Origin of the sequence: Mesorhizobium delmotii (assembly GCF_900149755.1) — a bacterium.
GTDB classification, from domain to species: Bacteria; Pseudomonadota; Alphaproteobacteria; order Rhizobiales; family Rhizobiaceae; genus Mesorhizobium; species Mesorhizobium delmotii.
This window is the reverse complement of sequence record NZ_FUIG01000043.1, coordinates 1-12,433: the sequence shown is the minus strand read 5'-3', so window position 1 is coordinate 12,433 and position 12,433 is coordinate 1. Positions and strand designations below refer to the sequence as shown.

General features: G+C 62.6%; 15 protein-coding genes. 9 read left to right on the top strand and 6 right to left on the bottom strand.

Going from position 1 to position 12,433, the window contains the following annotated elements; translation table 11 throughout:
• Positions 1–7 precede the first annotated feature (7 nt).
• The 5 genes from ruvC to BQ8482_RS25480 all read right to left on the bottom strand — a co-directional run bounded on the left by ruvC (position 8) and on the right by BQ8482_RS25480 (position 3,760).
• Positions 8–514: a crossover junction endodeoxyribonuclease RuvC gene (ruvC, locus tag BQ8482_RS25500; RefSeq protein ID WP_123150122.1), complete on the bottom strand. Its 507-nt coding sequence runs from the start codon at positions 512–514 to the stop codon at positions 8–10.
• 330 nt (positions 515–844) lie between these two features.
• Positions 845–1,375 carry a protease adaptor protein RcdA gene (gene rcdA, locus BQ8482_RS25495; protein ID WP_123150286.1) on the bottom strand — a complete coding sequence of 177 codons (531 nt, stop codon included), beginning with the start codon at positions 1,373–1,375 and terminating at the stop codon, positions 845–847.
• A 362-nt stretch (positions 1,376–1,737) separates the two neighbouring features.
• The gene (locus BQ8482_RS25490) at positions 1,738–2,142 is read right to left on the bottom strand and encodes a hypothetical protein (protein ID WP_123150121.1); all 405 of its coding nucleotides are present in this window, start codon (positions 2,140–2,142) and stop codon (positions 1,738–1,740) included.
• Positions 2,143–2,418: 276 nt separating this feature from the next.
• The gene (locus tag BQ8482_RS25485) at positions 2,419–3,189 is read right to left on the bottom strand and encodes a sulfite exporter TauE/SafE family protein (RefSeq protein WP_123150120.1); all 771 of its coding nucleotides are present in this window, start codon (positions 3,187–3,189) and stop codon (positions 2,419–2,421) included.
• A gap of 112 nt (positions 3,190–3,301) precedes the next feature.
• Positions 3,302–3,760, bottom strand: coding sequence for an Lrp/AsnC family transcriptional regulator (locus BQ8482_RS25480; RefSeq protein ID WP_123150119.1), 459 nt, complete (start codon positions 3,758–3,760; stop codon positions 3,302–3,304).
• Positions 3,761–3,893: 133 nt separating this feature from the next.
• On the opposite strand from BQ8482_RS25480, the gene BQ8482_RS25475 reads away from it, so the two are divergent.
• From BQ8482_RS25475 to BQ8482_RS25435, 9 genes are all read left to right on the top strand, one after another.
• On the top strand, positions 3,894–4,814 hold the full coding sequence (locus BQ8482_RS25475) for a DMT family transporter (RefSeq protein ID WP_123150118.1): 921 nt from the start codon (positions 3,894–3,896) through the stop codon (positions 4,812–4,814).
• Between the two features lie 134 nt (positions 4,815–4,948).
• The gene (locus BQ8482_RS25470; RefSeq protein WP_123150117.1) at positions 4,949–5,596 is read left to right on the top strand and encodes a thiamine phosphate synthase; all 648 of its coding nucleotides are present in this window, start codon (positions 4,949–4,951) and stop codon (positions 5,594–5,596) included.
• Positions 5,597–5,657: 61 nt separating this feature from the next.
• Complete coding sequence (locus BQ8482_RS25465) at positions 5,658–6,629, top strand: tetratricopeptide repeat protein (protein ID WP_123150285.1); 972 nt, start codon at positions 5,658–5,660, stop codon at positions 6,627–6,629.
• 174 nt (positions 6,630–6,803) lie between these two features.
• Positions 6,804–7,370, top strand: a complete 567-nt coding sequence (gene efp, locus BQ8482_RS25460; protein WP_023800001.1) for an elongation factor P — start codon at positions 6,804–6,806, stop codon at positions 7,368–7,370.
• An 81-nt stretch (positions 7,371–7,451) separates the two neighbouring features.
• Positions 7,452–8,252, top strand: a complete 801-nt coding sequence (locus tag BQ8482_RS25455) for an inositol monophosphatase family protein (RefSeq protein ID WP_123150116.1) — start codon at positions 7,452–7,454, stop codon at positions 8,250–8,252.
• Positions 8,253–8,355: 103 nt separating this feature from the next.
• Positions 8,356–9,048, top strand: a complete 693-nt coding sequence (gene trhA / locus BQ8482_RS25450) for a PAQR family membrane homeostasis protein TrhA (RefSeq protein ID WP_123150115.1) — start codon at positions 8,356–8,358, stop codon at positions 9,046–9,048.
• Between the two features lie 111 nt (positions 9,049–9,159).
• Positions 9,160–10,185 (top strand): MotA/TolQ/ExbB proton channel family protein, encoded by a 1,026-nt coding sequence (locus BQ8482_RS25445; RefSeq protein WP_123150284.1) that lies wholly within the window; start codon positions 9,160–9,162, stop codon positions 10,183–10,185.
• Between the two features lies 1 nt (position 10,186).
• Positions 10,187–11,218, top strand: a complete 1,032-nt coding sequence (locus tag BQ8482_RS25440; protein ID WP_123150114.1) for a peptidoglycan -binding protein — start codon at positions 10,187–10,189, stop codon at positions 11,216–11,218.
• Between the two features lie 232 nt (positions 11,219–11,450).
• Entirely contained in the window at positions 11,451–11,864 is a 414-nt protein-coding gene (locus BQ8482_RS25435; RefSeq protein ID WP_123150113.1) for a hypothetical protein, read from the top strand.
• A 107-nt stretch (positions 11,865–11,971) separates the two neighbouring features.
• On the opposite strand, the gene BQ8482_RS25430 is transcribed toward BQ8482_RS25435, so the two are convergent.
• Positions 11,972–12,322: a DUF1304 domain-containing protein gene (locus BQ8482_RS25430; protein WP_123150112.1), complete on the bottom strand. Its 351-nt coding sequence runs from the start codon at positions 12,320–12,322 to the stop codon at positions 11,972–11,974.
• Positions 12,323–12,433: the final 111 nt, after the last annotated feature.

The following is a 12,433-nucleotide window of genomic DNA, read 5'->3' as shown; positions in this document are numbered from 1 at the left end:
TGGTCCCTCATGCCAGCGCCATCCTATAGACAACACTCTGCCGGTGATGAGCGTGGCAGATGGCAATGGCCAGCGCGTCGGCGGCATCGTCGGTGTCGAACGTCGCCTTCGGCATCAGCACCTTGACCATCATGTGGATCTGTTTCTTGTCGCCATGGCCGACGCCGATCACCGCCTTCTTGACGGCATTGGGCGCATATTCGGCAACGACCAGACCTGCCAGCGCCGGCACCAGCATGGCGATGCCGCGGGCCTGGCCAAGCTTCAGCGTCGCGGCCGCATCCTTGTTGACGAAAGTCTGCTCGACCGCCGCCTCGTGCGGCATGGCGGTATGCAGGATCTCGGCAAGCCCATCATGCAACTGGCAAAGCCGCGTCGCCAGCGCCGCCTTGTCGTCGGAACGCACCGTGCCGGAGGCGACGAAGCGCAGCGAGTTGCCGAGGCTCTCGACGATGCCCCAGCCGGTACGCCTCAGCCCCGGATCGATACCGATGATGCGAATCGTTTCCCCCATCCGCCAAGTCTACCCTTGGCGGACAGCGATGCCAGCGAAATGTGAACAAACCAGAAACAGGCTCCGCTGCGTCCAGGAAGAGCCAAAGAGACTGTTTCGAAAGTCGCTCCGGCGAGTCATATGGTGGTGGTTTCGAGAACCGGAGCGGAGCGGACATTTGGGTCCGTGAGCCCGCGCATGACCCCGAAAATCGGAAAGACTTTCGGAAAGGATCATGCGCAAAACCAAAGTGCTACAGCGTTCTTTGCGCGTCCAAAGGACGCGCGACGCTGTAGGTAAGCGCAGAAAACACCATCAGATACCGCCGGAGCACAGTTTCCAAACAGTCTCTCAGCCGCGGGCAAAAGCCGTGTTCAGCAGCGTGATCTGATCGGAAACCGGATTGACGCGGCGGCCGGATGGCGACACGTCGGCCACGGCGCCGCCGTAGATTTCCTCGTCCATGCGACGCACCAGCGCCTGCAGGCGCAGCGAGCGGTCGATGAGGTCAAGAAAATCCTTGGGCAGTTCGACCCAGCCTGCGGCATCGTTGTTGGCGGAAGCGGTGTCGAGACGCACCTTGGATTTTTCGGAAGCAACCTGATCGCGGGTCATCTCGCCGGAATTCGCCGCGCGCTGCAATAGCAGCCAAGAGGCGACCTGCATCAGCCTCGTGGTCAGTCGCATCGATTCGGCCGCATAGAGCGTCGCCGCCAGCCTGGACAGTTTCTTCGCCTCCGCCCGGCCCTTGCCGTCCAGATATTCGGCCGCCTGCTCGACCAGGCCCATCCCTTCCTGGTAGAGCGGCTTGAAGGATTGGGAGAAAACCCGGCGCTCCGCCAGCTTGATGGTTTTCGCGCTTCCCTTCGAAAGATCGTTCATCGATACGCCCTGCACTTGCCTTACAGCCGGCCGAATCGGCGCCATCGCCGTCACGCCCTGCACCCTATATGACCGAGGCTTGAAAATGCGCTTCGCCGCCGGCGAAGGCAAGCACATGTTTAACAAACGGTTAACGGCGGCGCAGGCGCCCGGCAATCCGATCGCGGACAAAAAAAGAGCCGCGGATAAGGCGGCTCTCAGGAGTTTAACAGGGAGGCGTCAAACAAAGTGGCTCCAACCACTCGGTAAGAATCCAGATCACTGGATGCACATAGTAAACGCCTGTAAAGCTTAATGAAGCCTTAACGGCGCGGATATTTTTTGAACAAGCGTCGCCCGCCTGTGCCGTAACAGCACAATATTCAGGCCTTTTGGGCCTCAAGAAGCCGCTCGGCTTTCCACACCACCGGCAGCGCGATATAGGCGAACAGCAGCAATCCCGCGTAAAAGCCCATCGAGGACGTTGCCACCAGCGGCTCGATCGCCGGGTTGCCGCCAAGCATGATGTAAAGGCCGATCAACAGGCCGATGCCACTGATTGCCGTCAACCAGAAATGGACGGTGGCGAGCGTCTTTTGCCCGATTGCCGGAAACAAATGGTAGAAGAAGGCAAACACCGCCGACATCAGCCATCCGGCCACCATGGTATGGGCGTGGGTCGGCATCTGCCCATGGTCTTTGCTGATCGCCATCTGAAGGCCGAGCGCCATCCCGAACAGTGCGTAGATGACGGCAAGCGTGAAGAAATTTCGTGCTACCTTTTGCATAATATCCCCCGATTTGCCTCTTCCCGTCATGGGAATGGGTTGAATTCAGGCGGTTGATCCGCCACCGGGTCCCCGGCATCGGCGCATTATCGTCGACAATGTTTCTGGACGATGTCGCATCGCGCCCGACCCTTCCCGGCGCTGTAAAAATAGCAGGAAACAGCGCGGCGCGCTCGCGCAATCACTGAACGATGCCGTGCCGGTGCCGAGCGCCGCCTGAAATCTGCCGTGAAGCTGACGGCAACTCGGCGGCCGGCGGCTTCCATGGCCGGCGATCTAGAGAAGGCCGGCGATCCCATCCCACAGAAGCTTGACCGCGACGACCGCCACGGTCGCATAGGTGAAGGGATAGAACAGTTCCGGCCGCATCCGCCGCACCAGCCAGGCGCCGGCGATGGTCGAGAGCGGCGCCAGCGGCACCAGAACCGCCGACGCGGTCAGATTGGTGGTGTCGAACTGTCCCAGCGCAAAATAGGGGATGAGCTTCAATGCGTTGGTGGCGGCAAAGAAGATTGCGGCGGTGCCCGACAGCACTTTCGGATCGAGCCGGATCGGCAGCGCATAGACCTGAAAGGGCGGGCCGCCGACATGGGCGACGAAGCTGGTGAAGCCGGCGACCGTCCCCCAAAAGGCGGCAGCCGCGCGGTTGGGCTCGGCTGAGTGGCTCGCACCGTGCCGCACCTGTAGATAGACCCAGCGAAGCACGAAGATAATGGCCACCGCGCCGACGATCAGCCGCACCATGTCCGCTGTCACCAGCGCCGCGGTCAGCCAGCCGATGCCGATGCCGATCACCGCTCCCGGCATCATCTCTGTAAGCATCTTGCGGTCGTAGACACCCCACCATGTCCACACCGAGACGATGTCCATCAGGCACAGTATCGGCAGCAGGATGGCGGCGGCCTGCACCGGCGGCATGGCCAGCGCCATCAGCGGCACGCCGACGAAACCGACCGCACCGCCAAAGCCGCCCTTGGACAGACCGACCAGGATGACGGCTGGAATGGCGGCGGCATAGAACCAGGGATCGAGGAGAAGACCTGACATCGGCGGGGAGCAGTTGGAGGGAAAGCGTGTCGACGCTGGAATAGCCGATAAACCTTCGCGCCGCGACTGCAAATGTACACACAATGCGATGCGTCGTCAGTGCCGAGGCCTGTTACGGTTTTGAGATGGCGGTTGCGGCGAGCGGCGGTGGGCGCCTCCGGATCGGCTGCGCCTTGATGATGGCTGTGCTGGTTTCGGCCTTGTCGGCGATACGGTCGAGAAGCTTGTCGAGATCGCCGATCGAGCGCACGAACAGCCGGGCAACAAAGCAATCGTCGCCCGTCACCTTGTCGCATTCGCCAAACTCCGGGATCTCCTCGATCAGCTTCTGGACGATATGCAGCTTGCCCGGCAAAGGCCGGATGCGAACGATCGCCTGCAAGGTGTAGCCGAGCGCTTGCGGGTCGATCTCGACGGTGAAAGCCCTGATAACGCCGCGATCCTCGAGACGTCGAAGCCGCTCCGAAACGCTTGGCGATGACAACCCGACCTGCTGGGCCAACTCCTTCAGCGAGGTTCGTGAATCCCGGATCAGGATGTCGAGAAGCTTTTTGTCCGGTTCGTCCAGCATTTTACGATCCTCAATCAAAAACGAGATTTGCCTCACTTAATTAGGCAAGACAGGGATAACACCTTCTGCAAATCATATAAAGCGCCGGAGCCATGTGAGATTGTCAAGTCTCAACAGATCTCAGGGGTATTTCATGGACAGCACGGTGCGCGGCACGATCGAAATGACGGCCGCAATGGCGATCCTCGGCACGATCGGATGGTTCGTCGTCATGTCGGGCCAGCCCATCATGGACGTCGTCTTCTGGCGCTGTGCCTTCGGCGCGATAACGCTGCTGATCATCTGCGCTGCCCTTGGGCTGCTGCGCGGCAAGCTGTCGTTGCGCATCGTGGCGATCGCGGCCCTTGGCGGCGCGGCCATCGTCATCAACTGGTTGCTGCTGTTCAGCTCGTTTTCCCGCGCCTCGATCTCGATCGCCACGGCTGTCTACAACACGCAGCCCTTCATGCTGGTCGGCTTCGGCGCGCTCTTCTTCTCAGAACGGCTGACCATGACAAAGCTGGCCTGGCTTGGCATCGCCTTCGTCGGCATGCTGCTGATCGTGCAGGCCTCGCCTGATGCTGCAGGCCCCAATACAGGTAGTGTCGGCACGGATTATTTTACCGGCATCGCGATGGCGCTGGGTGCGGCTTTCTTCTGGGCCGTCGCCGCCATCGTCACCAAGAAGCTAAAAGGCACGCCACCGCACCTGATCGCCCTGATCCAGGTCTGCGTCGGCGTCGTCATACTGGCACCCTTCGCCAACTTTTCTCATTTTCCCGCCGATGCGTGGAGCTGGAGCATGCTGGCGACGCTTGGCGTCGTCCATACCGGTCTGATGTACATCCTGATGTACGGCGCCATCCAGAAACTGCCAACGCATCTGCAGGGGTCGCTGTCTTTTATCTACCCTGTGGTCGCGATCCTAGTCGATGTCGTCGCCTTCGGCCACCGGCTGCATCCGGCCCAGATCGTCGGCGCCGCCGCCATCCTGATCGCCGCCGCCGGGATGAATCTTGGCTGGACGCTGTGGAGATCGAAGGCCCCAGCCGAGAGCACTCAGGCAATCAAGTGAGGCAAGAACGTCGCCGGACGACAATCATGCGCCAATGATCCTGCCCCGCCCGCCTGTTCAAGGCCGGCACTTTGCTCTATGCCGCAATGCAACCATCTTCGCCCGGCATAGGCGAAAACCGGGATCGAAAACCAATGAACGACGCAACGCCTCCAAATCGCTGCCGCATCGTGCTGATCGCGCCGCCCGGCGTGTCGGCTGAGCGCATCGGCACGGCGTTCAAGGGCGGCGATGTCGCCTCGCTCATCCTGCCGGAGAACGGCATGGACGAGGCTTCCTTCCAGGCCTTCGCCGAACGGATCGTGCCGACGGCGCAGGCGGCAGGCGTTGCTGTCGTCATTGCCGGCGACACCCGCATCGCCGGTCGCGTCCAGGCCGATGGCATCCATGTCGAGGTCGGCAAGGCCGAACTCGCCGAGACGATCGAACGTTTTCAGACAAAAATGATGGTCGGCACCGGCGGCGCCAAGACGCGCGACGATGCGCTGGAACTCGGCGAACTCAGACCCGACTACATCTTCTTCGGCCGCTTCGGCTACGACAACAAGCCGGAGCCGCACCCGCGCAACCTGTCGCTGGGACAATGGTGGGCGGATGTGATCCAGATCCCTTGCATCGTCATGGCAGGGTCCGACCTCGCCTCGGTGGAGGCGGTGGCAGCCACCGGCGCCGAATTCGTGGCGCTGTCCAGCGCCGTCTTTGCCGACGGCGTCGACCCAAAGATGGCAGTCGCCAGCGCCAACGCGCTGCTCGACGAGACCGCGCCGCGTTTCGAGGACTGACGTGCCCGCGCGGACAATCCTTTTCAGTGCGTTCCTTGCGGCGCTCACGGTGCAGTCCGCCATGGCGGAAACCGTCCCGTTGCCGCAACCCAAGCCCGACATCGGCGCAACCACCGACAAGCCGATCGCCACGCCGCTGCCGCAGCCCGCCACCACGGCCCCGCTGCCGTCGGCCGACGCCATCAATCCCGACCGCTTCGGTGCAAAGCCGTCGGATTCCGCCTATGGCGCCTTCCAGCGCGGCCTTTACAAGACGGCCTACAACCTCGCCTTGGTCCGCGCTCAGAACGGCGATCCGGCGGCGCAGACACTGGTCGCCGAGATATTGTCACGCGGTCTTGGCGTGCCGGTCAACGCGGCGGAGGCGGCAAAGTGGTACGCGCTTGCCGCCGAGCAGGGGATACCGGAATCACAGTTCCAATATGCGCTGATGCTGCTCGACGGCCGCTACGTCAAGAAAGACGAGAAGGGCGCCTACGCGCTGATGCAGGCCGCCGCCGAAGCCGGAAACCGTCTGGCGCAGTTCAATTTCGCGCAGCTTCTGGTCCAGCAGGACCCCGGCGATGCCGGCATCGCCAAGGCGGTGTCCTACTATCAGCGCGCCGCCGCAACCGGCCTTGCCGACGCGCAATATGCGATGGCGCAGGTCTATGCCAATGGCGTCGGCCGCAAGCCGCGCGACGATGTCCAGGCCCGAGGCCTGCTGGCGCAGGCAGCACGGCAGAACTACGATACGGCACAGATCGATCTCGCCGCCTGGATGATCGAGGGGCGTGGTGGCGCCCGCGACCTGAAATCCGGCTTCGGCTGGATGAAACAGGCCGCCGAGGGCGGCAATGTCGCCGCCCAGAACCGCCTCGCCAAGCTTTACATGGGCGGCATCGGCACCGATCCGGATCCGATCCTTGCCGGCGCCTGGTACGTTGTCGCCCGTCGCGCTGGGCTCATCGATCCGCAGATGGACGATTTTCTGCAGGGCCTGACCGACGACCAGACGAAGCAGGCGCTGCAGAAGGCCAACCGCCTGCCGTAGAGCGTCGCGGACGGTGAATTACCTGGCAGCGGATGCTGACGAGGAGATGGCTCCGCCCCGTCCCCCCGTGCCCACTGCCCCTCTTGCCCACTCTCTTGCCTCTCCTGGCGATTTGTGGTCTTGGAGGCGCCAAATCGCTTTCATCGCGAAAATCTCATTCCGGATCACATCATCATGGCCAAGATCAATGGCAACGAAATCCGTCCCGGCAACGTCATCGAGCACGATGGCGGCCTTTGGGTGGCGGTCAGAACCAACGCTGTCAAACCAGGCAAGGGCGGCGCCTATAACCAGGTCGAGTTGAAGAACCTGATCAACGGCACCAAGCTCAATGAGCGTTTCCGCTCCGCCGAAACCGTCGAACAGATCCGGCTGGAGATGAAGGATTTCTCCTTCCTCTACGAGCAGGGCGAAGCGCTGGTGTTCATGGACACCGAAAGCTACGAGCAGCTTGAGTTGCAAAAGGATTTCGTCGGCGATCGCGCTGCCTTCCTGCAGGACGGCATGATGGTGACGGTCCAGCTCTATGATGAAAGGCCGATCGGCATTTCACTGCCCGACCAGGTGACGCTGACCATCACCGAGGCCGATCCGGTGGTGAAGGGTCAGACGGCCGCCTCATCCTATAAGCCGGCGATGCTGGAAAACGGCATCCGTGTGCTGGTGCCGCCGTTCATCGGTTCGGGCGAGCGCATCATCGTCGACACCAACGAAATCACTTACGTGCGCCGCGCCGACTAAGGCATGATCCCAAAAAGTTGCAGACTTTTTGGATAAGATCATGCCTCAAAGCAAATAGGCGCGGCAGCAGGAAGAGACACTATGGCGCGTTCCGCAATCCTCAATGTAATGGTCCAGGCCGCCATGAAGGCCGGCCGCTCGCTGTCGCGCGATTTCGGCGAAGTACAGAACCTGCAGGTCTCGATGAAGGGGCCGGGCGACTATGTTAGCCAGGCCGACCGCAAGGCCGAAGAAATCCTCTTCACCGAGCTATCGAAGGCGCGGCCGGGCTATGCCTTCCTGATGGAGGAGCGCGGCCTGATCGAAGGCGACGACGGCCAGCACCGCTGGATCGTCGACCCGCTCGACGGCACCACCAATTTCCTGCACGGTATTCCGCTCTTCGCCATCTCGATCGCGCTGGAGCGCCAGGGCCAGATCGTCGCCGGTGTCGTCTACAATCCGGCGATGGACGAACTCTACACCGCCGAGCGCGGCGGCGGCGCCTTCATGAACGACCGTCGGCTGCGGGTCGCCGGCCGCACCAAGCTGATCGACACGGTGATCGGTTGCGGCGTGCCGCATCTCGGGCGCGGCCAGCATGGCAATTTCCTGGTCGAGCTGCGCAACGTGATGGCCGAAGTCTCGGGCGTGCGCCGCCTCGGCTCCGCCTCGCTCGATCTCGCCTACGTCGCTGCCGGCCGCATGGACGGGTTCTGGGAAACCGGCCTGTCGGCCTGGGACGTCGCCGCCGGCATCCTGCTGATCCGCGAGGCGGGCGGCTTCATCTCCGACTTCGCCGGCGGGCAGAACATGCTGGATGGCGGCTCGATCGTCGTCGGCAACGAGATCATCCAGCGCGCGCTGTTGAAGACCGTCAGGAAGCCGGTGGCGCCGCGCTAGGCTCTAGCGGACTTGGCGCGCTGAACCGCCGCAGTCGCAAAACCGCAACCAAAGCTTGAAATATTGTCCGGCATCCGCCCAGATAAGGGATGCAGGATCATTCATGACGCACGTCGGCCCCGAATCCCGGATCGAAATCCCCTTCATGGGACGCTGGCACTATTCGCGCGCCGAAATGATCGCCGACGGCATCGTCCATGCGGTGGGCATCGTGCTCGCCATTGCCGCCGGTTCGGCGCTGCTGGCGCTGGCCGCCTTCCATGCCGGTCCCGGCGAATATGTCGCCGCCGCTTTCTACGTGGTTTCGCTGCTCACCGTGCTGTCGGTGTCGCTGGCCTATAATCTGTGGCCGGTGTCGTCGCCAGCCAAGTGGATATTGCGGCGCTTCGACCATGCCGCGATCTATCTGCTGATCGCCGCGACCTACACGCCTTTCCTCGCCCAGCTCGACGGCTCGCCGCTGGCCGTCTCGATGATCGTCCTGGTTTGGGTCGCGGCAGCGATCGGCATCGCCATCAAAGTGCTCCTTCCCGGCCGCTTCGACCGGCTGGCGATCGTCTTCTATCTCGCCATCGGCTGGAGCGGCATCGTTCTGGTCGAGCCGCTCGTCCAGACATTGCCGACGACGTCGATCGCGCTGATCGTTGCCGGCGGCATCGTCTATTCCTGCGGCGTCATCTTCTTCGCCTGGAAGGGCCTGCGCTTCCACAATGCGCTGTGGCACGGCTTTGTCGTCACCGGCGCCGGCCTGCATCTTGCTGCCATGGTCGACTGCCTGATCATCAACCGACTCTGACGCGATGGTCCGCTTGGCAATATTGCCAAGCGCCATTCAATTTGGTCACAATTGCGTTTAGAGTCGCCGTCAAACGTGAAGTGCGGCAACGGCATCGGAAACGGGGCACGGATGGCTTTTTTCAAATCCTTCGGCATGGGCAGGCGCTCCGACGTTCTGATGTACGATCCGCACAAATTGTCGAGCCCGCAGGTCTTTCTCCTGACCATGGTCATCTTCCTGATGATCGTTGCCTTCATTGCCGCCATCCTGACCCGTCAGATCTCGAGCGCTTTCGCCACCAATCCCGGTCTCAACGGCCTGATCATCGGCGTGCTTGCGGTCGGCATCCTGCTGGCCTTCGTGCAGGTCGGCCGGCTGTTTCGCGAAGTGCGCTGGGTCAACTCATTTCGAGCCGGCTCCGAAACCACCGAACCGGTGCTGCTGGCGCCGATGAAGGCGATGATCGGCCGCTCGCCGACGATCGCCTTCTCGACCAGCTCAATGCGCACCATGCTCGATTCGATCGCCACCCGCCTCGACGAAAGCCGCGACACCTCGCGCTATCTTGTCGGGCTGCTGGTGTTCCTTGGCCTGCTCGGCACCTTCTGGGGCCTGCTCAACACGATCGGCTCGATCCGCGAAACCATCGAGTCGCTCGATCCCGGCACCGGCGATGCCGCCGCCGTGCTCGAATCCCTGAAGGCGGGGCTTTCCGCGCCGCTGGCCGGCATGGGCACTGCCTTCTCGTCCTCGCTGTTCGGCCTGTCCGGCTCCCTGGTGCTCGGGTTCCTCGACCTGCAGGCCGGCCGTGCCCAGACACGCTTCTACACCGAGCTCGAAAACTGGCTGTCCTCGGTCACCGATCTGTCGTCCGATATCGTTGTCGCCGAACCGCCCAAGGTCGAATCCTCCGACGAGATCCGCGTCCTGTCGGAAAGACTGCGCAGCATGCAGGAGAACGGCGGCGGCGCCAATCCGCGTGTCGCCACCGCCATGGCCAACCTTGCCGACGGCATTTCGGGCCTGGTCAAGAACATGCGCTCGGAGCAGCAGATCATGCGCGACTGGGTCGAGGCCCAGTCGGACGAGCAGAAGGCGATGCGCAACACGCTGGAGAAGATCGCCGACGCCCTGAAGAAGACTGGAGTCCATTAGCATGGCTCTCGCCAGGAGCCGGCGTACCGATCGCCGTATCGATTACTGGCCGGGCTTCGTCGACGCGCTGTCGACGCTGCTGCTGGCGATCATGTTCCTGCTCACGGTCTTCGTGCTGGCGCAGTTCCTGCTCGGCCGCGAAATCTCCGGCAAGGACACGGTGCTCAACCGCCTCAATTCGCAGATCAACGAACTGACCCAGCTTCTGGCGCTGGAACGCTCGACGACGCAGGACAAGGAAGATTCGCTCGCCAATTTGCAGGCGTCGCTGTCGGCATCGGAGGCGGAAAAGAGCCGGCTCGAGCAATTGCTGGCGCAAGGCGCCGGTGCCGGCGACGCGGCCAACCAGCGGGCCACGGCGCTTTCGGGTCAACTCGACAACCAGCGCCAGATCAGCCAGCAGGCGCTGAGCCAGGTCGAAATCCTCAACCAGCAGATCGCGGCGCTGCGCAGGCAGATCGGAGCGCTCGAAGAAGCGCTCAACGTGTCCGAAGCGCGCGACCGCGAGTCCAACACCAAGATCGCCGATCTCGGCCGCCGCCTGAACGTCGCGCTGGCGCAACGGGTGCAGGAACTGAACCGCTATCGGTCCGACTTCTTCGGGCGCCTGCGCGAAATCCTCGCCGACCGCGAGAACATCCGCATCGTCGGCGACCGCTTCGTCTTCCAGTCGGAAGTGCTTTTCCCGACAGGCTCCGAAGTGATCAACGACGCCGGCAAGGTCGAGATGAAGAAGCTCGCCGGAGCCATCATCGACCTGCAGAAGGAGATCCCGCCGGAGATCAACTGGGTGCTGCGCGTCGACGGCCACACCGACGACAAGCCGCTGTCGGGCACCGGCCGTTACCGCGACAATTGGGAACTGTCGACGGCGCGCTCGACCTCGGTGGTGAAGTTCCTGATCGAAAACGGCGTGCCGGCCAACCGGCTGGTTGCGGCCGGCTTCGGCGAATTCCAGCCGCTCGACCCCGCCGACACCGAAGACGCGCGCAACAAGAACCGCCGCATCGAGCTGAAACTGACCGAGCGCTGATCCGGGCTGGCCTCAAGGCGAACGCCCGGATTTAGGGCGCCCGTGCGGGCAGGCAAGGCCTGAAAAGATTACCTTTTTTTTAATCTTTGCCGAGAACCGCTCCTAGGTTGTGCCACGGGGCCGAGAACCGCCGGCGGTGAAATCGTCCATCGCGAAGCGACGGAACCGGACGGCCCAAGGCCGGAAGGCGGCGTCCTCACCGCCGCCTTCCCCAGTAAAAGGAGACGCAACCATGCGCTCTTTCACTCCCAAAACCCTCAGGCCCAAAACCTTCAGGACTGCAACGCTCGCTGCCCTTCTCGTCACCGTTCCGTTTGCTGGCGCCTACGCCGGCCCGCGTGAGACAGCTTTGATCAGCCAGATACAGAGCGTGGATACGGGTATACGGTCCGCTACGCAGGCGAACCAGCTCGAGCCGGACGAGGCGCGCGACTTGCGCACGCAAATCGCTCAACTCGATCGGGCTGCCCGGCGGGCCGCGCGAGATGGAACGATGCCGACCACCCAATATCAGCAGTTGCTGGCGCAGCTCGACGATGTGAGCCAGAAGCTGCGGGCAGCCACCGGCAGCGCCTTCCTTATCGGCAGCGGCGGCGATGGCGGATATTATCCAAACGGCTACGGCCCAAAATATCCAAAAGGCTGAAATCATCCATCAGAGCGCCCCGCGGCTTTTTTCGGACGCGCACAGGACGCTGTAGCAATTTGATTTTGCGCATAATCCTTTTCCGGCCTTCGGTTCGGGATCATGCGCTAGCTCAACGCCAGCGCGATCAGCGCCATCACTGCCGGCACGGTCTGGATGTAGAGGATTCTCCTGCCGACCGTCGCCGCGCCGTATAGCCCGGCGATGGCGACGCAGAGCAGGAAAAACACCTTGATCTGGAAACCGGTCTCGCCGAGGTAAAGCCCCCAGATCAGCCCGGCTGCGAGAAAGCCGTTGTAAAGCCCCTGGTTGGCCGCAAGCACCTTCGATGCGCTGGCGAATTCCGGCGTCAGCTTGAACAGCTTGTGGCCGCGCGGCGTATCCCACTGCACCATCTCCAGATAGACGATGTAGAGGTGGATCAGCGCCACCAACCCGACCAGCACATTGGCGATCATGCTTCGTCTCCCGTCGCGGCACGCGCCGCCTCGCGATATTGATCACGCACGCCGCCGCTCCCGCAAGACGCATTGCGGCGTGCATCGTGCTAGTGTCATGATCGCGTAATT